Origin of the sequence: Fuchsiella alkaliacetigena (genome assembly GCF_023227765.1) — a bacterium.
Lineage (GTDB): Bacteria > Bacillota > Halanaerobiia > Halobacteroidales > Acetohalobiaceae > Fuchsiella > Fuchsiella alkaliacetigena.
The window spans coordinates 21111-43524 of the sequence record NZ_JALKBZ010000014.1; the positions used below are offsets into that span (position 1 = coordinate 21111).

A 22414-nucleotide genomic window follows, 5' to 3' on the forward strand; every position below is an offset into this window, starting at 1 on the left:
GTAGGAGGGATTATATACATTTTTTTACTTAAAATGCTATTTTTTATAATTTCAATTAGTAATTTTATTAATATCAACTCCGGGATAATAATGTGCTAAAATATCCAAATAACTATAGCCTCTTTTAGCCATTCCATTAGCCCCGTATTGACTCATTCCTACTCCGTGTCCATAGCCTTTGGTAATAAATTCAATCTCTTGTGCTGATAATCTATACTCGAAATTAGCCGAACGCAAACCTAAGCTTTCTCTAAGCTCTCTCCCAGTCATAGTTTGATCAGCAATCTGTATTTTCAAAACTCGACCACTTTCGCTTCGCTCTAAAATACTTATTTTCTGTTCATTCAATTCATTTAAGCTAATTCCTATCTTTTCTGAAAATTCAGCTACTGAATAACTTTGCCGATAACTATTATAAGGTGATTCCTCTTCATAGGGACTCTTTACCATTCGTAAATAAGGTAGTTCCTCACCCCAAACTTGAGCAGCTGAATCAGTTAAATAGCCACTAGCTGAATGATAAGCTGTTAAAGCTACCTGACCCTGATGGCTTAAAAAAATCCCCTGAGTAGAATCTACCGCTTCAGCAATTTTTAGCCAGTCTGCTAAAGTTCCTCCTTTACTTAGGAATTCTTCTTTAGATAACCAAGCCTGATCTATATTATAGTCACTGCTAATCTCAATTACATTATCTCCACTACCCTGTAACTTTCGCAAGGCATAAGTTCTAGCTGCTACTGCTTGGGCCCGCAAAGCCTCCAACTCAAAGCTAGCTGGCATTTCAGCAGCCACCACTCCCTTTAAATACTCTTCTAAAGAAAGATAATACTGTTTACCATCTAAAGTTGATAACTCAACCATAATTTTGTTATTATCTTCAGCTATCCATTCATAACTCCAAGTAGATACTAGAGGTATCCCTAAAAAAATCAATAAATTAAAAAGAATAAAGACGACTATTAACTTTTTTATTATTCATCGCCTCCTTAAACAAAATCTTATTAAAAAATATGCTAACTTCTCTCGAGATATACTTAACTAAACAAAGATTAAACTTCTTTAATAATCAGCTATCTCAATCTAATCTTCTAGACCTATTTTAGAATATCCTGCTTAAATAAACTATTCCTGTTGACAAATACAGTCATTATTAAGTAATTTATCTAACCAACTCATTTTTCTAAAATTAATTGCTTCTTCTGGAGCCTTTTCGACTAGCTGTTGATAACAATCGGCACATAATCTTTGACCAGTTTTCTTTATAAACTCTATTGGCAGGCCTAATTTTTCAAACTTTTCCTTTCTATCAAGCACTTCAATTTCATCTTCTTCTACTGCTCCATTGCTAGCTACAACTAAAGCAATCTCTCCTTTTAAGTCCGGCGAACTTACCTTTTTAAAAGAAAGATTATTTTTCCGCGCTAAATCTATATATTCCTGAGCTGACTCCATATCTACTTCTTGTCTAATAATTAGTTTATCAGCCTCTATATCTTTAATAGCAGCTAAAATTTCCGGATAAACACCAGCTTCTTCAACTTGTTCAAAGGTCAATACTTTAATAATCCTCTCTTTAAACTCTCCTAAAAAACGTCGTTTTTCTCCCTTTTTAAGCTCAAAGTCACCGTGAACACCAGCTGAAACTACTTGTTCTAACTCACTTTTGTCACTCTGACTACTAATAGCTTCACTCTCAATCTCCTCAGTTTTATCCATGTTTAATTCTCCTTTAAGCTATATTATTCCCAAAATTTAAAATGTTTAATACAAAAAAAGAAGAGCAAGAAAAACTCTTACTCTCCTTTAGCTAATTTTATTCTATTTATAGCCCTCTGTAAAGCTGCTTCAGCTCTAGCTTCATTTATGTGTTGACTATCCTCTTCTAAGCGACGCTTAGCTCTCCGTTTAGCCTCCCTAGCTCTTTCTAAATCTATCTCTTCAGGAAACTCCGTAGCCTCAGATAGAATAGTTACCTGATCAGGTTTAACCTCCATAAAACCACCGCTGCTAGCTAATAGCTTTTCCTCACCATCTACTTTAACCCTAATAATCCCTACTTTCAAAGCAGTCATTAAAGGGGCATGGTTAGGCAAAACTCCTAGGTCACCATCTATAGCTGGTACTATTACCATTTCTACCTCATTATTGTAGACATGGCGTTCAGGAGTGGCAATATCAAGTTGAATAGTCTTAGCCATCTTACTCACTTCCTCTTAACTTTTTCGCCTTCTCTACAACCTCATCTATAGTTCCAACCATATAAAATGCTTCTTCAGGCAAGTCATCATGCTTACCAGCCAAAATCTCTTCAAAGCCTCTAATAGTTTCCTCAACAGGTACATACTTACCTGGAGTTCCAGTAAACTGTTCAGCTACAAAGAAAGGCTGAGATAAGAAACGCTCAATTTTACGGGCCCGCTCTACTGTCAGCTTATCCTCAGGAGACAGCTCATCCATACCCAGGATAGCGATAATATCCTGTAAATCCTGATAGCGCTGCAAGGTCTCCTGTACTTGACGAGCTACTTCATAATGACGCTCTCCTAAAATATTTGGATCTAGGATATTAGAAGTAGAGTCTAAAGGATCTATAGCCGGATAAATACCCTTCTCAGCTAATGGTCTAGACAGTACTGTTGTTGCATCCAAGTGAGCAAATGTTGTCGCTGGTGCCGGGTCTGTCAAGTCATCCGCCGGTACATAAACTGCCTGTACTGAAGTAATTGAGCCTTTATTAGTAGAAGTAATTCGTTCCTGTAAAGCCCCTACATCAGTAGCTAATGTCGGCTGATAACCTACCGCCGAAGGCATTCTACCTAATAAAGCCGATACCTCGGAACCGGCCTGGATAAATCTAAAGATATTATCAATAAACAGTAGTACATCCTTTCCAGCTTCATCACGGAAGTATTCAGCCATAGTTACTCCCGTCAAACCAACTCTCATTCTAGCTCCGGGTGGTTCATTCATTTGACCATAGACTAGGGCCACCTTATCTAAGATATCGGCTTCCTTAAACTCTAACCACAGGTCATTTCCCTCTCTAGTTCTTTCACCTACACCAGAAAATACTGAATAACCACCGTGTTCAATAGCTATGTTATTAATTAACTCCTGGATCAATACCGTTTTTCCTACTCCCGCACCTCCAAAGAGACCGGTTTTTCCTCCTTTAGTATAAGGAGTTATTAAATCAATTACCTTAATTCCGGTTTCAAACATTTCAATAGAAGTACTCTGCTCTTCAAACTGCGGAGCTGGACGGTGAATAGGATTTTCAATTTCAGCCTCTACCTCACCTTGTTGGTCTATTGGATTACCTAATACATTAAAGATTCGACCTAAACACTCCTCACCTACAGGAACTGAAATCGGCGCTCCTAAATCAATAGCTTCCATTCCTCTTACTAATCCGTCAGTAGAAGACATTGCTACTCCTCTTACTCTATTATCTCCTACCTGGTGCATTATCTCTACTGTTACATCAACATCTATCGGACTTTCGTCGTCCTTATCAACTACTCTAACAGCATCATATATATTCGGTAACTCTTCAGAATCAAATTCAAATTCTACTACTGGACCGATGACCTCAACTACTTGGCCAATATTTTGGTCCTTACTTTCGCTCATCTTAATACCTCCTTTACTTCATTTCCCTTATTAATATTAATAAATTTAATAGTTAAAGCCTTTTAATCTAAAGCCTCTGCTCCACTAACAATTTCTGATATCTCCTTAGTGATTTCTGCCTGTCGAGCTCGGTTATAGGATAGAGTTAAGTCCTTAATCATTTCCTCAGCATTTTCAGTAGCTGAATCCATAGCTACCATTCGCGAAGCAAACTCACTAGCCTTAGACTCTAATAAAGCACCATAGATTAGATTCTGCATATAGCTAGGAATTACTCGCTCCAGTACTTGATTAGCCGAGGGTTCATAAATATAATCACTTTGCAAACTCTCTTCATCGATCTCTTTAGCCTTTATAGGCAGTAACTGTATCTCTCTAACCTTTTGAGTAAAAACATTTTGAAACTCAGTATATATTAAGTGTAGCTTATCTATATCCCGATTTTCATAAAAACTTATAACTTCATCGGTAATCTGCTTAGCCCATCTATAAGAAGGCTCATCATCAGTATCAAGATACTCTGAAATAATCTCTAGTCCCTCTCTTCTAAAATGATTACGCCCTTTTTTACCGATAGCAATTATCCGACTATCTTTTTGCTCATCTATACACTCTTCAGTCTTTTTAAATATCCGTGAATTATAGGGCCCGCAAAGACCACGATCAGCAGTAATCGATATATAGCCGACCTTATCAATTTCTTCTCTTTCAGTTAGCAAAGGATGTTCTTCTTTTTCTACTTCCATCCTGCTTACTACTTCACTTAAAACCTCTTTAGTCTTATTAAAAAAAGGCTTAGCTGCTTCAGCCCTATTTTGAGACTTCCGAAGTTTAGCCGAAGCTACCATCTTCATAGCTCGGGTTATCTTTTTAGTATTCTCTACACTATTGATTTTACGCTTAATATCGCGCATAGTTTGCATAAGAATCACCTCACTTCCTTAAAAGAACCCTTTCTCTTTTAAGCACTCTCGTCCTCTTTATCCTCGCTAACTACAAAGGTTTCTTTAAATTCTTCTATTGCTGCTGTTAAATCTTCTTTAATATCATCAGCTAACTTACCTGTTTCCTTAATTTCAGTAGAAATCTCTTCGTAATTAGCACTAATATATCCTAACAACTCATCTTCAAAACGGTTTATATCGTCTACCGGAATATCGTCCATCAAGCCCTCAGTCACTGCAAAAATACTTATCACCTGATCTTCAACCTCCATAGGGCTATTCTCAGGCTGCTTCAAAATCTCAACTATCCTATCTCCTCGAGCTAGCTTCTCTTGAGTAGCCTTATCAAGATCAGAACCAAACTGAGCAAAGGCTTCTAGCTCTCTATATTGAGATAAGTCTAAACGTAAAGTTCCGGCAACATCCTTCATTGCTTTTACCTGAGCACTACCTCCAACTCTAGATACAGATAAACCGGCATTAATAGCTGGTCTTACCCCAGAATAAAACAGCTCATTTTCTAAATAAATCTGACCATCAGTAATGGAAATTACATTAGTAGGAATAAAAGCAGAAACATCTCCCGCTTGAGTCTCGATAACTGGTAAAGCCGTTAAAGAACCGGCTCCCATATCATCACTGAGTTTAGCCGCTCTCTCTAACAATCTAGAATGTAAATAGAATACATCTCCTGGATAAGCCTCTCGTCCCGGAGGTCTACGTAAAAGCAAGGACATTTCTCGATAAGCCACAGCGTGCTTAGATAGATCATCATAAACTACCAAAACATCTTTACCGTCATACATAAACTCCTCTCCCATAGCACAACCAGCATAAGGAGCTATGTACTGCAACGGAGCAGGCTCACTAGCATTAGCTGCTACTATTATAGTATGATCCATAGCATTATGCTCTTCTAATCTTCTCACTACCTGAGCTACTGTCGAAGCCTTCTGCCCAATGGCTACATAAATACAGATTACATCCTTATCTCTTTGGTTAATAATAGTATCTATCCCGATAGCAGTCTTTCCAGTTTGACGATCACCAATAATTAACTCTCTTTGCCCTCTACCAATCGGCACCAAAGAGTCAATTGCCTTCAAACCAGTCTGCAAAGGAACCTCTACTGGCTGTCTTTCAATTACATTAGGTACATCAGACTCTACTGGGCGAGTATTTTCAGTATCGATAGGGCCCTTTCCGTCCACAGGTTGGCCTAAAGCATTTACTACTCTTCCCATTAGATTTTCTCCTACTGGAACCTCAACAATTCTATTAGTTCTTTCAACGGTATCTCCTTCTTCAATCTCAGTCTCATCACCTAAGATTACACAGCCTATACTATCTTCCTCTAAGTTAAGGGCCATTCCAAAAACATCACCTGGAAACTTCAATAGCTCTCCAGCCATAGCTTCTTCTAAACCATGTAACCTAGCAATTCCGTCTCCTACATCCAATACAGTACCTACACTCACCGTCTTTAATTCTTTTTCATAACCTTCTATCTGTTCTTTGATAATTGCACTAATTTCTTCTGGTCTTAAATTCACTTAACTCACCTCCAGCTTACTAACTTCTATTTTATTAATTTCTTCTTTAACGCTTTCTAATTCCTTCTTAAGACTACCGTCGACCACTCGATCTCCAATCTTCAAAACTAAACCACCTAGTAAGTCTCTATCCACTTGAGTCTTAAGCCTAATCTCCTTATTAGTTACTTCTGCTAACTTAGTCGCTAATCTGTCTTTGTTCTCTGCGGTTAATTCAAAAGCTGAAATTACTTCAACCTCTAAAATACCTTTTTCACGATCGACATACTCTAAGTAACGATCTAAAATAGCTTCTAAAAAATGTTCTCTTCGCTTATCTATTAATAGCTTCAGAAAATTTAACAAAGTTTTAGAAACTTCATCAGCAAAAAGCTTTTCTACCAGCTGCTTTTTATCTTCATTTGAAATCTGCGGATGATAAATAACTTCTTGTAAATCATTATGATCACTAATAGTTTCTACTACTGCTATTAAATCATCCTTAACTTCATTTAACTGATCTTTTTCTGAAGTTAACTCAAACAGCGCTTGGCTATACTTCTCTGCTATTTGATTGTTTAACATTTAACCTCACCTATCTTCTCATCATCCAGTTTATCAATATATTCACTTACAATCTGTTGTTGAGACTGCTCATCAATAGATTGCTCAATTAATTTCTGGGCAATTAAAACAGATATACCCGCCACCTCGTTGCGCAGCTCAGACAAGGCCTCTTTTTTAGTGCGTTCTATCTCTTTTTGAGCTTTTTGTAGCTTCAAGTTAGCTTCTTCATTAGCTTTTTGAATAATCTCTTCTTTTTCTTTCTCTCCCTGCTGTCGAGCTTGATCTATAATTTCCTGAGCTTCTTTACGGGCCTTAGATAGCTCCTCTTCATACTCCGCTTTAAGCTTTTCAGCCTCTTCACGTCTTTTTTCTGCTTGGGACAGATTATTTTCTATCTTATTGGACCGTTTTTCCAATACTTCGGTAATCGGCTTATATAAATACTTAGTTAATAAAAACATTAAAATCAAAAAGTTAACTATCTGCCAAAAAATACCCCAATCAATATTTACCATACTTTTTTAGACCTCCCTTCCCAAAAAAATCAATATATATTTAAAAGTTTAATCTCAAAAATAGAAGTACAAGGAAAGAAAAGTAATATTACTTTTCTTTCCTTGTAATTCGGCAAAACCAAAGCCGATAAAAATTTCTAAATAACAACAAAAATTAAAACAAGAGCAATAACCAAAGCATAAATACCAGTAGACTCAGCAACAGCCTGTCCTAAAAGCATAGTTCTAGTAATATCACCCTGTGCTTCCGGCTGTCTAGCTACTGATTCTACCGCTTTAGCAGCAGCATACCCCTGACCTATTCCAGCACCAAAACCAGCAATCATTGCAATTCCTGCTCCCAATGCAGCAGCAGCACCAACTATGTCCATTATTCTTTCCCTCCTTTCTCCAATATCTTCTCTACAATCTTAAAGCATGCCTTTTAAAGCCAAGCTTAACCTCTAGCTACAGCAATATAGGCAATTGACAGCATAGTAAATATAAAGGCTTGAATAATCCCTACAAAAATATCAAACCACGCCATTAATGGCACTGGAATTATCCAAGGAGCAAACATAGCCGCAATAGTAATCGCAATTCCACCACCAGCTACATTTCCAAATAAACGAAACGATAAAGAAACAGGCTTCGCTAACTCTCCAATAATATTAATCGGCATCATAAGTACTGTTGGTTCTGCAAAACCCTTTATATGTTCAAAGCCATTCTCCTCTAAACCATAATAATTAGAAACTAGCAAAACAATTAAAGCTATTCCCATTGTTGTATTTAAGTCAGCCGTAGGGTTATTCACAAAAGGAATTATACCTACTAAGTTTGAAACCCCAATTAAGAGAGCAATAGTACAAATAAAAGATAAAAACTTCTTACCTTGATTAGGCATCATACTTTCAATTAAGTCTATAATAGCCTCTATTATTAATTCAGCTACATTTTGTGCTCCCTTAGGCACTGTTTTTGGATTGCGAGTAGCAAAGATAGCAAAGATCCAAAGGGCTAACATAATAACCCAAGTTACTACTATAGTCTCACTTACTGGAATACCGAATAAATGGAAGACTACCTGTGCTCCTTCCCCCATTTAACTTCACCCCCTCCTTAATGATTATTTTCTACTAAGTTATTTAAGTAGTCTCTAAATTTAGTATAAATTTCACTTACTATAATTGTAATTTTAACCATTAATAAACCTATAACTGTAGCTATAAAATCCAATTGATTATTTGTTAAAGCTAAGTAAATAATCACCCCATAAATCGAGTACCTGATAAAATATCTCCTAACCATAAAACTACCTGCTCCAGTAGTAGATTTTTTTATAGATTCATTAATAGTAAGAGCCAAAAGTCTAAACATCAATAAAGAAATAATAGTACCCAAAACAAAACCTAATACCCAATCTATTTGCAAACTGAAAATAAGAAGTAAGGTTAAAATTCCCCCTATTTTTAAAATTCTATTTCTAATTTCAGCTTCTGTTTTCTTCAACTTTTCATTCAAATACGCCCACTCCTCATCACCCTCTAATCACTACCTCCATTAAAAGCTATTCTACAAAAAAAAACGATACTCCTTCTTTTTAATATAAATAATTTATATGAATAGAAAGAGCTTCAACTCTAAAATTCTAATCCCAATCCAAAATATCAGCAATACTACGGTAGATATTCCAAAATCCTGCTCCAATTCCTAACACAATAAATAATCCTGTAAAAACAAATTCAAATCCTAAAGCTCGATCAATAAAACGACCACCAAAAAAACCAATACCAATAGAAATAATCATTATCAGGCCTATTTGAGAAACTAAAGTTAGCATCTTTAAAATTTCTTTTAAATCTTCTTTACTTAACATTAAAAATACCACCGCAATTTCTTAGAAAGTTCTACTTAAAGCACTTAATATTTATGTATAATTTGAATACATGCAATAAATCACAAAACCAATTATAATGATACCAAATAAACATAAAAAAATCAAGAACAATTTGTAAACACTTAATAACTTAATAGCATATGTATATAACCAAGTAAACCTCACTCAAAATCAAAAATATGAACTTAATATCTCAGCAATTTGAACTGCTGATTTCCCTTGTCCATACAAATTTTTAGATTCAAATAAAAAGTCCTGTGCTTGCTGCTTTAATAGTTTAATACTCTCATCTACAATCAAACTCGATGTACATCCTACTAATTTAGCTAAACCACTATTAACAACCTCAGGACGTTCTGTCTTTTCTCTCAAAACTAAAAGGGGCTTCCCTAAAACAGAAGCTTCTTCTTGAACTCCTCCTGAATCCGTCAAAACTAGACTTACTCTCCCCAATAGATTAATAAAGTCTTGATAGGCTAAAGGTTCAATTAAGTAAACCGAAGTGCTAGCCTTCAACTCGGCAGTAATTATTTTTTTTATTTCTGGATTAGGGTGAACTGGACAAATAACTTTAACTCTTTCTGTTTTAGCTATAATCTCTTTTACAGCTCTACAGATATTAAATAAAGGCTGACCAATGTTTTCTCGCCGATGAACAGTTAAAAGTACCACCTTATTTCCTTCAAAATTCAAACTATTTAAAGAGGCTTCCTTAAATTTATGATCAGTAGTAAAGATATCCTTTAAAGCATCAATAACTGTATTCCCAGTTACAAATATATTTTCTGCTGCTACTCCCTCCCGGAGTAAATTATTTTTTGCCTTTTCAGTAGGAGCAAAGTAAAGATCGGCTAACACATCACTTAAATGACGATTCATCTCTTCTGGAAAAGGATTATATTTATCATGAGTTCTTAGTCCGGCTTCGATATGCCCAATAGGAATTTGTTGATAAAAAGCTGCTAAAGCACTAGCAAAAGTTGTTGTAGTATCCCCATGAACTAAGATTAAGTCTGGATCTTCTGCAGCTAATATAGTACTGAGTTCCGCTAATATTTTAGTCGTTATTGTCTCTAGTTTTTGCTTAGACTCCATAATATCCAGATCATAATCAGGAGTAATTTCAAACAAGTCCAAAACTTGATCCAATAACTCTCGGTGTTGAGCAGTAACTATTACTAGCAATTCTATTTGTGAGTACTTTTTTAGCTCTTTAATAACCGGAGCCATTTTAATAGCTTCAGGTCTAGTTCCAAATACAATAGCTACTTTTTTGATTCTTCTCACCACCTATATTTCCAATCCCATATTAGCTATATTTTAGCAATTTACTAAATAAATTATGTACTACTTAACAACAAATGATGAAGATAGATAAAGATCGACCAATTTACTTTAAATTAGCCGATCCTTATTTTTCTAACTCACATTTTCATACTTTTCTTGATTAGATTCCAAACTCAAGCTAGCTAAATTAAGTCTATACAAAATAACACCTAAAATCACTAAAACCAATACTGCTAAGAAGATAACGATTAACTTAATAGTACCATTAATTAAAACAGCTAATAAACCTAGAAATATACTAGCTAAATAAACTACTAATACTGCTTGCACCTGAGTTAAGCCTAAATCCAAGAGCTTATGGTGAATATGGCCCTGATCCGCTTTAAAAATAGGCTTTTTTCTTCGGCAACGCCTGATAATAGCAAAAGCAGTATCAAAAATGGGCACTCCTAAAGCTAAAATAGGAATAACCAAAGTCATAGTAGCAGCACCCTTTAGAGCCCCAACTGCTGAAATTGAAGCAAATAAAAAGCCTAAAAATAAAGAACCTGCATCCCCCATAAATATCTGGGCCGGATTGAAGTTATACTGTAAAAATCCAAAGCAAACGCCAGCTATAATAACTGTTATCAGCATTATTATAACCTGAGCTTCTTGCATAGCCACCAAAAATAAGGTCAAGGCAGCTATAATAGAGACACCAGCTGCTAAACCATCCAGTCCATCAATTAAATTAAGCGTATTAGTAATAGCCACTAACCAAAAAATAGTAAAAGGAATGCTCAAAACACCTAAATAAAACATTCCCCCTAAAGGATTAGTAATAAATTCAATCTTAATTCCAAATTGAGTTAACAATCCAGCTATTAACAATTGAAAAATAAACTTTTTATAAGCAGTAACTCCTTTTATATCGTCAACTAAACCTAAAAAAAACATTAATGTACTACAAACTAAGATTCCTAATAGTTTCGAATTATAACCTACCATCAGTAAAGTTATTAAAAAACCTATATAAATAGCCAAACCACCTAAGTTAGCAATAGGAACCGTATTGATCCGTCTATTATTCGGAGTATCTACTGCGCCTAAATAGAGGGCTAGCTTTTTAATAAAAGGAGTAATTAGATAAGTTATTGAGGCTGCAATTAGAAAAGAGAATAAATACTTCTCCATTCTTCTCCATCCTTTCTAAATTCGATAATCTTACACCTCTATTCTATGTGCTAATAATTGAATTGTCAACTGAAAACCGAGTCAAGCATCTTCCATCTTCTGTACCTCAATTCCTGCTTCAGCTAACATGTTGTTAGCTAACTGATCTGGATACTCACCAATAAAAACTATCCGTTTAACTCCTGTATTAATTAACATCTTTGTACAGAGAATACATGGTTGATGGGTAGAATAAAGAACAGCCTCATCAATAGAAATACCATGTAAGGCCGCCTGAATAATAGCATTCTGTTCAGCATGTAAGCCTCGACAAAGTTCATGTCTTTGACCAGAAGGAATCTCTTTAGATTCTCTAATACAGCCTGCTTCTTGGCAGTGCTCTAAACCGCTAGGAGCTCCATTATAACCGGTAGCTAAAACCCTTTTATCTCTAACTAAGATAGCCCCTACCTTCCTCCGCAAACAAGTAGAGCGTTTAGCTACTACCGCTGTTAACTCCATAAAGTACTGATCCCAACTAGGTCTTGCTGATAAGGAATCCTGATCTAAACTATTTTGTTCCATAAAGCCTATCCCCTGCATCACCTAAGCCAGGTACTATATAAGCATGGTCATTTAATTTCTCATCTACGGCAGCAGTATATATATCTACTTCCGGATGAGCCTGCTGTACCTTTTCTAGGCCTTCAGGAGCAGCAATTAAGCAGACTAATTTAATTTTCTTAGCTCCTCTTTCCTTAACTGAATCAATACCTGCTACTGCTGAACCACCAGTAGCTAACATAGGATCTACTACAATTAATTCTCTATTTTCTACCTCCACAGGTAACTTACAATAATACTCCACTGCTTCTAAAGTTTCTGGATCTCTATATAAGCCTACATGACCTACTTTAGCCGTGGGAATTAGCTTTAAAATACCATCTACCATTCCTAGTCCTGCTCTTAAAATCGGTACTATAACTAATTTTTTGCCAGTAATAGTTTGGGCCCTAGTCTTGGTAACTGGAGTTTCAATCTCTATCTCCTGCAAAGGCAGCTCTCGAGTTACCTCATAAGCTAGAAGAGTTGAAACCTCCTCTACTAATTCTCTAAACTCCTTAGAGCCGGTATTTTTATCCCGGATATAAGTTAATTTATGCTGGATTAAAGGATGATCAATAGTACGAACTGTACCCATTATCCCACTTCCTCTCTATAATAATCGCTTTGATGTAGCGGGAACTTACTTACTAAGTCCTTCACTCCAGCCTTAACTTCAGTTTTAACCTCTTCATCATCTATATTATTTAAGATCTTAACAATTAATTTACCGATCTTTTTCATCTCCACTTCTTTCATGCCCCGAGTAGTAACTGCTGGAGTGCCAATTCTAACTCCGCTAGTAACTTTAGGACTCCTAGTTTCAAAGGGAACTGTATTTTTATTAGCAGTAATCCCTACTTCATCTAGTGCTTCTTCAGCAGCTAAGCCAGTAATTTCTTGATCAGTTAAATCGATTAATAACAGATGGGTATCGGTTCCCCCAGCAACTAACTTATAACCTCCTGCTTTAATCTCAGCAGCTAAAGCTTGAGCATTCTTAACAATCTGTTGCTGATAATCTTTAAAGCAAGGTTTTAAAGCCTCTTTAAAGGATACAGCTTTAGCAGCGATTACGTGCATCAGAGGCCCGCCTTGAATCCCCGGAAATATCGACTTATCTATCGCTTCTGCAAACTCCTCTTGACAAAGAATCATTCCTCCTCTGGGCCCGCGCAAAGTCTTATGACTAGTGGTAGTTACAAACTCCGCGTAAGGCACTGGACTAGGATGTGCACCAGCTACCACCAAGCCAGCAATATGAGCTATATCTACCATTAAATAAGCTCCCACTTCATCGGCTATCTCTCTAAACTTAGCAAAGTCCAGCTCTCTAGGATAAGCACTAGCTCCAGTAACGATTAATTTAGGCTGATGCTCTTTAGCTAGTTCACGCAACTGTTCAAAGTCTATAGTTTCTGTTTCTTTATCAACCCCATAAGAAACAAAGTTATATAGTTTCCCTGAAAAGTTAACCTTGCTCCCGTGAGTTAAATGCCCTCCATGAGTTAGATCCAATCCTAATACCGTATCACCGGCTTCCAAAACTGCATTATAAACTGCAGCATTAGCTTGAGAACCTGCATGAGGCTGTACATTAACATGGTCAGCTCCAAAAAGTTCTTTAGCTCTCTCTATAGCCAACTCTTCAACTATATCGACATACTCACAACCACCATAATAACGAGCTCCGGGATAGCCTTCAGCATACTTATTAGTTAAGGCCGTACCCATAGCTTCCAAAACTGCTTCACTAACAAAGTTCTCCGAAGCAATTAATTCAATTTTATTCTTTTGTCTATTAACTTCCTTTTCAATAGCCTCTGCCACTGCCGGATCTACTTCTCTTACTTTTTCCATTACTCAATTCACCCCACTAATACTCATTCAATTTCTTTTATTTTATCTACTCTTCTTTGATGACGTCCACCTTCAAAATCAGTGTTTAGCCAAACTTTCACTATCTCTAAAGCCAAACCCCGACCTACAACTCGCTCTCCTAAAGCTAATACATTGGAATCATTATGTTCTCTAGTAGCTTGAGCCGAAAATAAATCGTGACATAAAGCAGCTCTAACTCCTTTAACCTTATTAGCCACAATAGACATCCCAATTCCAGTTCCACAAACTAAAATACCTCTTTCAGCCTCTCCTTTAGCCACAGCTTCAGCCACCTGAATAGCAAAATCAGGATAATCAACCGATTCTGTAGATTTAGTACCGTAATCAGAATATTTCAAATCCATTTCTGTCAACAGCTTTTTAATCTCTTCCTTAAGTTGATAACCACCGTGATCGCTTCCTAAAGCTATCTGCATCAGTCTAACCCCCTCTGTAATTATTCTCGAAGTTTCGACATAGTCCTGCTTATAAACTAAAAATCATTCTCTTTCAATCTAGTTAAAGCTGACTTAATAGCTGTTTCAATCTCTTGAGCACACTGACGATAAGTAGTCAGAGACTGGCCAAAGGGATCGCTGATATCTAGCTCAGCTAAGCCTGATTTGGAAGTTGCTTCCTTTTTACTAGCAAACTCTTTTAAAGTAAATACTTTAGCTTCACTAACCGATAAGTTCTCTAAAATATTTTTTTTATGTCTGTAAGTCATAGTCAGAATTAAATCCGCTTCATCAGCTAAATCGGCAGCCAATCTTTTAGCTTGATGTTCAGAAATATCTATTCCTTGCTCAGCCATAACCTCCACGGCAGGCTCAGCCGCAGCACTACCTTCTATAGCAGCTAAACCAGCTGAATCAAAGGTATATTTATCAGCTGCCGTTAATTGCCTAGCTAAATATTCGGCCATACTGCTCCGACAGGTATTGCCAGTACATACAAAAAGAACTTTCTTATTCATGCTCCACCTCCCTAGCTCTACATGAATAACATTCTCAAGCCTAATCCTAGTAAGATTAAACCGGCCCAAAGTCCGGTCCTAGTAACAACCTTTCCTAACTGCCTGCCAACCACAGCCCCACCAATAGTCATTAAAAAAGCAACTCCACCAAAGAAAAGAGCTACATTTAGCGAAATAACCCCCACCGCTCCTAAGCTAAAACCGATAGTTAAGGTATCAATACTCACACTCAAAGGAATTAAATAAAGATTTGCTCCTTGCAACTGACTCTCTTCTAGCTCTTCTGTTTCAGCTTGAAAATCCTTTCTAATCATATTAATACCTAAAAGCATTAAAAATACACTACCTAAATAATTAGCAGCTTGTCCAAAAAATGTACCAACTAAACCACCAATATATAGTCCTAACAGGGGGAGTACAACGTGAAAAATAGCTACTAGAAAGCTGAACTTCAAAAGCTCAGTAGAACTAGTATCCTGTACTCCAATTCCAATAGAAACAGAAAAGGAATCCATCGCTAAAACTACTGCTAACAGACTTATCTCATAAAAGGACATTTGCTATTTGATCACCTCATTTTAAATTGTCAGTAAAAAGTAGATTCCAATACTGATTAATATTCCTCCCCCAAAAACTTCTGAATACTCTCCCAAAAAGCTAGAAACTTTCTTTCCTAAAAGCAGCCCTAAAGCTACTAATAAAGCACTAATTATTCCGAATAAGAAACAGGCCAAGACAAAATTTACAGCTAACATTGCTAAGCCAAATCCTATTGATAAGGCATCAATGCTAACGCTGAGCGCTAAAATCAGCAAACCCCAACCGGTTAAACTCCAGTTTTTCAGCTCTGCTGCTACTGCTTCATGCTCCGTTAAACTCTGATAAATCATCACTACTCCCAAAACTATCAGTAAACTTGAGCCTAAAAGAGTAGTTAATCTATCTAAAATTAATTGGTTTAAGTTAAGCTGACTAGCAAAAATATAGTTCGCTAAATAGCCTAAGTTTAAACCAACTAAAGACATTAAAATATGAAAAAAACCAATTACTAAACTTATCTTCAAAACTTGCCCAGCTTTAAAACCTCTAGTCCCCAAAGCAGTTGCCACTGAAAAAGCATCCACTCCCAAGGCCATCCCCAAAAAGATAAGTTTCAAAGTTTCCATACTTTTCCCTCCGCTGATGTTCCACCCTCTCTAAGATTATATGTGGACTAAGCCTTAATTATCTGACCATCAGCGGACTTTCTTAATCTATTCATAATTGCTAAGCCTAAACCTTGAGTTGGTAAGGCTTCTACTAAAATAATATCTACTCCCAAACTATCAAACTCTCTTAATAACTTAAATAGATTAGCACTTATTTCGGCTAGTCTATCTCTACTGCCCATTACTTTTATCTGCCCTAGGGAATAAAAATCTAAATTCTCCTGAGTAGCCATAATTCCTACTTTTTTACCTAGATTCAAATATTTTTTTGCTAAGCTAGCTATTTTACGAGGTATTTGAGAGCACTCACCTGCAACTAGGATTACTTCAGCTTGGGGAGAGTAATGCTGATACTTCATGCCTGGAGCTAAGGCTTGGCTAACCTCCTTTTCCAGCTCAGACCTCACCACTGGATCAATCTCTACTCTCCCTAAAGTCTGCTCTAGCTGCTCATAAGTAATCCCACCAGGTCTTAAAAGGGTTGCCTTTCTTTCAGTTAAGCTAAGTACTGTAGACTCAACGCCAATTCCGGTAGCTCCTCCATCTATAATAGCTTCAATACGCCCTGCTAAATCTTCAATTACATGTTGAGCAGTAGTAGGACTGGGCCGACCTGATAAATTAGCACTAGGAGCTGCTATAGGTAAAGTACTTTCTTTTAAAAGCTCTAAAGCTAGGCTATGGTCTGGTATTCTAACAGCTACTGTATCTAAACCACCTGTAGTTACTTGAGGTACTATTTCTCTTTTAGATAAGACTAGAGTTAAAGGGCCCGGCCAAAACCTTTCCGCCAACAACTCAGCCTCTGGTGGAAGCTCAGCAACCAAATCCTGTACCTTTTGCAAAGAGTCCACATGCACTATCAAAGGATTATCGACTGGTCTTTGCTTAGCGGCAAAAATCCCTTTTACTGCCTCTGGATCTAGGGCATTTGCTCCTAAACCATATACTGTTTCCGTAGGAAAGGCTACCAATCCTCCTGCTGCTAAAATTTCGCTACAAATTTTTAAGCAATTTTTATCACTTTTAGTAAATAGTTTAGTCCCCTTTATATTCTCCATTTAACTGCTTGCTCCTTTAGCTTCATCTGCTAAGTCTTTATTAAAGTTTCCTTTATCTTTGTAAAGTATTCTTTTAAAGTCTTGTATTATATTGTAATAATGTTGAAGTTAAGTTCAAAGATAAGTCTGACATAGATTACACAGATAAATAAGAATCAACACAGATAAGTTCAAGACATTAAAACCTTTTTGACACAGACTAAAATCTGACTAAGTTCTGACTAGACCTTAAAACATAAAATCAAAAACTTAGAACCATATTAAAATTAAGCTTTAATTAAAGTTTTAGGTTTTACTCGTGTCAATTGATACTCATTAGTGGTTTCAACAGGTTTTAAGATTTTATGTTTTAGTCAGATTTTTATCAGAACTTAGTCACCCCAAGAGTTCCAGAGTAATGACTAGCCAAAATAATGGCGTCGCTTCCTCAGTCGTTCCTCCTTCAGGGCGCTGTGTCAAATAGATCTTGAACTTTATCTTTTGATTTTAATTTGTCCTCTATCATCTATCCTTTGTTCTTATCAGCTGCTCTTCTTTGCAAAAATAACCCTAGGAATTTCAGCATAATCATCAATAACTTCCACTTCAATAAAACCCTTATCCAACAGCAGTTTCTGCACAGCCTCAGCCTGTCCTAAGCCGATCTCCAATCCTAATAATCCCTGCTCAGCAATTACAGATTCAGCTCCACTAATAATTCGCCGATAAAACTCTAAGCCATCCTCACCAGCCTTTAAAGCCAACTCAGGCTCACGCTTTACCTCAGGTTGCAACTGCTCCCACTCCTCAGTAGCTATGTAAGGAGGATTAGCCAATAAAAGATCTGCTTTGTTAGCTAAATCCTCTAAGGGAACTAATAAGTCCCCGCTTAGAAACTCTATCCACTCCAATACCCCATGTTTACTAGCATTCTCCTGAGCTATTTCCAAAGCAGATTTAGATATATCAGTAGCAACATAATCAATTTCTTTAGTCACAGCCAGTTCCCCCAACTGCTTAGCTAAACTAATAACTACAGCTCCACTGCCAGTACACAGTTCCACCACCTGTAAGCTTTCTTTAGTTAAAGACTCTATTTTTTCTAGTGCTGTTTCTACCAAATGTTCGGTTTCCGGTCTAGGAATCAAAACCTGATCATTCACTTTAAACTCCAAAGACATAAACTCCTGATAGCCAATGATATAAGCTACTGGAATCCGCTTTGAACGCTGAATAACTCGTTTCCTGTACTGATCTACTTCTTCAGTTTCCAAAGGTCGATCAAAATTGACATAAAGCTCTATTCTCTCCATTCCTAATAAATCAGCCAGTAAAACCTCAGCATCCAGCCGGGGCGTCTGTAACTCATACTTTTTAAAGTGGGCTGTGGTTTTAGCTAAAATTTCTTTAATGGTCAATCGAGTGCTCAACTTAATACACCTGCTTTAACTTTTCAGCTTGATCAGCTGCTATTAGCTTATCCACTACCTCATCAATCTCTCCGTCGAGAATACTATCCAACTGGTGAGTAGTTAAGTTTATTCTATGATCCGTTACCCTACCTTGAGGAAAGTTATAAGTTCTGATTCTCTCACTACGCCCTCCGGTGCCTATTTGCGTTTTGCGAGCTTCATCAACCTCAGCCTGTTTCTCAGCCTCTAATTTTTCTTTGATGCGGGCCCGCAAAATCCGCATTGCCTTCTTTTTATTTTTATGCTGAGACTTTTCATCCTGACAGGAAACTACTACTCCTGTAGGTTCATGAGTGATCCGCACAGCCGAATCAGTGGTATTTACACTCTGTCCACCGGGCCCGCTAGAACGATAGGTCTCTATATTTAAATCATTCTGTTCAATTTCAATCTCCACATCTTCAACCTCCGGCAGTACTGCTACTGTAGCCGTAGAGGTATGAATTCTGCCGCTGGATTCAGTAGTCGGTACTCTCTGCACTCTATGCACACCGCTTTCATACTTAAGGCGACTATAAGCCCCCTTACCTTCTATTACAAAAATAACCTCTTTTAAGCCCCCTACTTCTGAATCACTAGTACTTATTACTTCCGTCTCCCAACCTTCGCCTTCAGCATAACGAGAATACATTCGATAAAGATCACCAGCAAAAAGAGCTGCCTCATCGCCACCAGTTCCAGCCCTGATCTCCACAATTACATTCTTATCATCATTAGGATCTTTAGGAATTAATAGCAAAGGTAACTTCTCTTCTAGCTCCTCCTTACGAGGCTCAAGCTCTGCTAACTCCATCTCAGCTAAAGTAATACTGTCTTCATCATCGCTATTTTTAAGTAAGTTCCTAGCCTCTTCAATACCCTTCATTAGCTGCTTATACTCTCTAAACCTAGCTACTACCTCTTTTAATGAAGCATGCTCCTTAACTAGCTTTTGAAACCTTTGCTGATCATTAATAACCTCGGGATCACTAAGCATTTTCTGTAACTTTTCATACCTTGTTTCTGTTTCTAATAAAGCTTCCTTTAATCTTTCATTCATACAGTTAACTTACCAAAACTCAGGTAAGCTTAACTCACCTCCTAGATATATTTTAACAGTCCTCAGTAATTTCTCCCTCTCTAGCTAAAACCCCTTCTAAAGCCTTAATAGCTACTTCAATTTGTTCATCCTCTGGCTTTCTAGTAGTCAATTTTTGCAGCCATAAGCCTGGAGTAGCTAATAATCTAATCGCTAAATTTGGATCTTCTCGACCAGCCAACTTAATAATCTCATAAGCAATCCCTGCCACTAAAGGCAAAATAGAAATATGAATTAAAATCCTATTTATAACTGAAGGTCGGCCAAAAAAAGAAAATATCAAAATACTGACTATCATTACTATCAATAAAAAATTAGTACCACACCTCGGATGAAGCGGACTATGCTGTTTAGCATTTTCAACACTTAGAGGTTGTCCAGCTTCATAATTATAAATCACCTGATGCTCCGCCCCGTGATACTGAAAAACTCGCTTTATATCTTCCAATTGAGAAATGCCCAATATATATAAGAAAAAAACTGTTATTTTAATACTTCCTTCTACTAAGTTCAAAGCTAGATCAGACTCAAAATAGTTTTGAATAAAGTTAATAGCCACTGCTGGCAAAACTACAAACAATAAAATAGCCAGTCCTAAAGCTGAGGCTATAGTAACTATCAACTCCAGAGTAGTCAACTCCTCTTCTTCCTCTTCCAAGGCTTGATTAGCAGAAAAACTCAAAGCCTGGATTCCTATTATTAAAGATTCAAAAAGATTCACTACCCCTCTAATCAAAGGCTTACCTAAAACAGGAAGCTTATCAGTGATGGAACTAAACTTTTCCACCTTTAGTATAATCTCTTCCTCATTCTTTCTAACAGCAATAGCCTGCTCATCTTGACCACGCATCATTACTCCTTCAATTACAGCCTGGCCTCCATATTGATTTTTTTTACCCATTTTGCACCTCCCAGCTTCTTCTTTTCTGGTAAAGAAAATAGCAGAGCACCAATGCTCTGCCAATTATCCCTACTCCAGTCCATATTTTTTCTTAAATCTCTCAACTCTTCCGCCCCGACTGGCTTTTCGTTGTTTACCAGTATAAAAAGGGTGGCAGTTAGAACAGATTTCCACTCGCAAATCACCCTTAGTAGTCTTAGTATTAAAGACCTCTCCGCAAGCACAGGTAATTGTTGCCTCATTATTTTCAGGATGAATTTCTTCCTTCATTCCAGGTCACCTCTTTCTTTAATTATATCTCCAAAGACTCCTTAAGCAGAATCTTTTTTTAAAAATCATTCATAAATCTTCAAGCTTCATTTCAACCTTGTTCATTATAACATAGTTATTTAGCTATTTCAACTCAAAGAACAGCAAAATTCTACAGTCCTTAGCTACTTTTTTTCTTGAATGCTTTTTGCAAAGAATTAAGCATCTGCTGATTAGAATCAGTATTATTGATATGTTTAATAAAGGCTCTAATAATCTCTGTTTTTGATAGTTTGCTGATTTGCTTACGCAAAGTCCACATAGTATCCAGCTCTGAATCATCCAGTAATAACTCTTCTTTCCTAGTTCCCGAAAGCTGAACATCAATAGCTGGAAAGAGTCTTTTCTCAGCTAAACTTCTATCTAAGTGCAGCTCCATATTCCCAGTACCTTTAAACTCTTCATAGATTACATCGTCCATTCTGCTACCGGTCTCTATTAAAGAAGTAGCTAAAATAGTCAAGCTACCTCCTTCTTCTATATTTCTAGCTGCCCCAAAAAAGCGCTTAGGCTTGTGCAAAGCAGTAGGATCTAAACCTCCCGATAAAGTACGCCCACTAGAAGGTACATTAACATTATAAGCTCTAGCCAATCTAGTAATACTATCTAAGAGAATAATTACATCTTTCCGTTGTTCTACTAGCCTTTTAGCCTTTTTTAATACTAACTCCGACACCTTAATATGGTTTTCCGGCGGTTCATCAAAGGTAGAGCTGATTACTTCAGCATCTACCGACCTCTTCATGTCAGTAACTTCCTCTGGCCTTTCATCAATCAAGAGAATCATAACCTTAGCTTCAGGACACTTTTGAACAATGCTATTAGCCATCTTTTTTAATAAAACAGTTTTTCCGGCCTTGGGAGGAGCAACCACTAAACCCCGTTGTCCTTTACCTACCGGAGCTACTAAGTCTACTAAACGAGTTGAAATATCATTGGCTGAACTCTCTAAAGTAATCCTTTCCGTAGGATATAAAGGAGTTAAGTCCTCAAAATGTGGTCTCTCTTGAGCTAATTCTGGATTTTCAAAGTTAACTGCTTCTATTCTTAACAAAGCAAAGTAACGTTCATTATCCTTGGGCTTACGTACTTGACCAGAAACTACATCACCAGTCCTCAACCCAAAGCGCCTAATTTGAGAAGCAGAAATATAAATATCATCGGTACTAGGCAGATATTTAGACGGCCTCAAAAAACCATAACCATCCGGTAAAATTTCCAAAACTCCCTCTGCAAAAATCAAGCCCCCGTTTTCTGTTTCCACTTTTAAAATTTCAAAAATTAATTCTTTTTTCTTATAACGAGTATAGCCACCGATATCCAAGTCTTTTGCAATTTCATACAGTTCAGTAATTGTCTGTTCTTCTAATTCAGTAATATTCATAACTTAAGTCGTTTTAAAACCTATGAGCTTACTCACAGGATAAACGACCT

General features: G+C 36.9%; 27 protein-coding genes. All 27 read right to left on the minus strand.

Features of this window, described 5'->3' with window-relative positions; translation table 11 throughout:
- Nucleotides 1-51: 51 nt before the first annotated feature.
- Nucleotides 52-861, minus strand: a complete 810-nt coding sequence (spoIID, locus tag MWH30_RS05850) for a stage II sporulation protein D (protein ID WP_248663123.1) — start codon at nt 859-861, stop codon at nt 52-54.
- A gap of 261 nt (nt 862-1122) precedes the next feature.
- Entirely contained in the window at nt 1123-1716 is a 594-nt protein-coding gene (locus tag MWH30_RS05855; protein WP_248663124.1) for a YueI family protein, read from the minus strand.
- 77 nt (nt 1717-1793) lie between these two features.
- Complete coding sequence (locus MWH30_RS05860; protein WP_248663125.1) at nt 1794-2198, minus strand: F0F1 ATP synthase subunit epsilon; 405 nt, start codon at nt 2196-2198, stop codon at nt 1794-1796.
- Nucleotide 2199: 1 nt separating this feature from the next.
- Nucleotides 2200-3633: a F0F1 ATP synthase subunit beta gene (gene atpD, locus MWH30_RS05865; protein ID WP_248663126.1), complete on the minus strand. Its 1434-nt coding sequence runs from the start codon at nt 3631-3633 to the stop codon at nt 2200-2202.
- Between the two features lie 62 nt (nt 3634-3695).
- The gene (atpG, locus tag MWH30_RS05870; RefSeq protein WP_248663127.1) at nt 3696-4556 is read right to left on the minus strand and encodes an ATP synthase F1 subunit gamma; all 861 of its coding nucleotides are present in this window, start codon (nt 4554-4556) and stop codon (nt 3696-3698) included.
- A gap of 38 nt (nt 4557-4594) precedes the next feature.
- Nucleotides 4595-6130 carry a F0F1 ATP synthase subunit alpha gene (gene atpA / locus MWH30_RS05875; RefSeq protein ID WP_248663128.1) on the minus strand — a complete coding sequence of 512 codons (1536 nt, stop codon included), beginning with the start codon at nt 6128-6130 and terminating at the stop codon, nt 4595-4597.
- The gene (gene atpH, locus MWH30_RS05880; protein ID WP_248663129.1) at nt 6131-6694 is read right to left on the minus strand and encodes an ATP synthase F1 subunit delta; all 564 of its coding nucleotides are present in this window, start codon (nt 6692-6694) and stop codon (nt 6131-6133) included. It abuts the gene before it with no gap.
- Nucleotides 6688-7191 carry a F0F1 ATP synthase subunit B gene (atpF, locus tag MWH30_RS05885; protein WP_248663130.1) on the minus strand — a complete coding sequence of 168 codons (504 nt, stop codon included), beginning with the start codon at nt 7189-7191 and terminating at the stop codon, nt 6688-6690. Before atpF ends, atpH begins: the two co-directional genes overlap by 7 nt.
- Before the next feature lie 137 nt (nt 7192-7328).
- A complete protein-coding gene (gene atpE / locus MWH30_RS05890) occupies nt 7329-7562 on the minus strand; it encodes an ATP synthase F0 subunit C (RefSeq protein WP_248663131.1) in 234 nt (77 codons plus the stop codon).
- Between the two features lie 65 nt (nt 7563-7627).
- Nucleotides 7628-8275, minus strand: coding sequence for a F0F1 ATP synthase subunit A (atpB, locus tag MWH30_RS05895; RefSeq protein WP_248663132.1), 648 nt, complete (start codon nt 8273-8275; stop codon nt 7628-7630).
- A gap of 17 nt (nt 8276-8292) precedes the next feature.
- Complete coding sequence (locus tag MWH30_RS05900) at nt 8293-8694, minus strand: ATP synthase subunit I (RefSeq protein ID WP_248663133.1); 402 nt, start codon at nt 8692-8694, stop codon at nt 8293-8295.
- A gap of 127 nt (nt 8695-8821) precedes the next feature.
- The gene (locus tag MWH30_RS05905; RefSeq protein ID WP_248663134.1) at nt 8822-9049 is read right to left on the minus strand and encodes an AtpZ/AtpI family protein; all 228 of its coding nucleotides are present in this window, start codon (nt 9047-9049) and stop codon (nt 8822-8824) included.
- 192 nt (nt 9050-9241) lie between these two features.
- Nucleotides 9242-10360, minus strand: coding sequence for a non-hydrolyzing UDP-N-acetylglucosamine 2-epimerase (gene wecB / locus MWH30_RS05910; RefSeq protein ID WP_308221603.1), 1119 nt, complete (start codon nt 10358-10360; stop codon nt 9242-9244).
- 129 nt (nt 10361-10489) lie between these two features.
- A complete protein-coding gene (locus MWH30_RS05915; RefSeq protein ID WP_248663135.1) occupies nt 10490-11533 on the minus strand; it encodes a glycosyltransferase family 4 protein in 1044 nt (347 codons plus the stop codon).
- A gap of 81 nt (nt 11534-11614) precedes the next feature.
- Nucleotides 11615-12097 (minus strand): deoxycytidylate deaminase, encoded by a 483-nt coding sequence (locus MWH30_RS05920; RefSeq protein WP_248663136.1) that lies wholly within the window; start codon nt 12095-12097, stop codon nt 11615-11617.
- A complete protein-coding gene (gene upp, locus MWH30_RS05925) occupies nt 12084-12713 on the minus strand; it encodes a uracil phosphoribosyltransferase (protein ID WP_248663137.1) in 630 nt (209 codons plus the stop codon). Before upp ends, MWH30_RS05920 begins: the two co-directional genes overlap by 14 nt.
- Nucleotides 12713-13975: a serine hydroxymethyltransferase gene (glyA, locus tag MWH30_RS05930; protein ID WP_248663138.1), complete on the minus strand. Its 1263-nt coding sequence runs from the start codon at nt 13973-13975 to the stop codon at nt 12713-12715. The genes upp and glyA overlap by 1 nt, the downstream gene beginning before the upstream one ends.
- Nucleotides 13976-13998: 23 nt before the next feature.
- Nucleotides 13999-14433: a ribose 5-phosphate isomerase B gene (gene rpiB / locus MWH30_RS05935; RefSeq protein WP_282706208.1), complete on the minus strand. Its 435-nt coding sequence runs from the start codon at nt 14431-14433 to the stop codon at nt 13999-14001.
- Nucleotides 14434-14489: 56 nt separating this feature from the next.
- Entirely contained in the window at nt 14490-14972 is a 483-nt protein-coding gene (locus MWH30_RS05940; RefSeq protein ID WP_248663139.1) for a low molecular weight protein arginine phosphatase, read from the minus strand.
- Nucleotides 14973-14989: 17 nt separating this feature from the next.
- On the minus strand, nt 14990-15529 hold the full coding sequence (locus MWH30_RS05945) for a manganese efflux pump MntP (protein ID WP_248663140.1): 540 nt from the start codon (nt 15527-15529) through the stop codon (nt 14990-14992).
- A 21-nt stretch (nt 15530-15550) separates the two neighbouring features.
- A complete protein-coding gene (locus MWH30_RS05950; protein WP_248663141.1) occupies nt 15551-16138 on the minus strand; it encodes a manganese efflux pump MntP in 588 nt (195 codons plus the stop codon).
- 47 nt (nt 16139-16185) lie between these two features.
- Nucleotides 16186-17241, minus strand: coding sequence for an L-threonylcarbamoyladenylate synthase (locus MWH30_RS05955; RefSeq protein ID WP_248663142.1), 1056 nt, complete (start codon nt 17239-17241; stop codon nt 16186-16188).
- Nucleotides 17242-17762: 521 nt separating this feature from the next.
- Nucleotides 17763-18650, minus strand: coding sequence for a peptide chain release factor N(5)-glutamine methyltransferase (gene prmC, locus MWH30_RS05960; protein ID WP_248663143.1), 888 nt, complete (start codon nt 18648-18650; stop codon nt 17763-17765).
- Nucleotide 18651: 1 nt separating this feature from the next.
- Nucleotides 18652-19731 (minus strand): peptide chain release factor 1, encoded by a 1080-nt coding sequence (prfA, locus tag MWH30_RS05965; protein WP_248663144.1) that lies wholly within the window; start codon nt 19729-19731, stop codon nt 18652-18654.
- Nucleotides 19732-19783: 52 nt separating this feature from the next.
- Nucleotides 19784-20671: a DUF1385 domain-containing protein gene (locus tag MWH30_RS05970; protein ID WP_248663145.1), complete on the minus strand. Its 888-nt coding sequence runs from the start codon at nt 20669-20671 to the stop codon at nt 19784-19786.
- 69 nt (nt 20672-20740) lie between these two features.
- Complete coding sequence (rpmE, locus tag MWH30_RS05975) at nt 20741-20941, minus strand: 50S ribosomal protein L31 (RefSeq protein ID WP_248663146.1); 201 nt, start codon at nt 20939-20941, stop codon at nt 20741-20743.
- Nucleotides 20942-21101: 160 nt separating this feature from the next.
- On the minus strand, nt 21102-22364 hold the full coding sequence (rho, locus tag MWH30_RS05980) for a transcription termination factor Rho (protein ID WP_248663147.1): 1263 nt from the start codon (nt 22362-22364) through the stop codon (nt 21102-21104).
- Nucleotides 22365-22414: the final 50 nt, after the last annotated feature.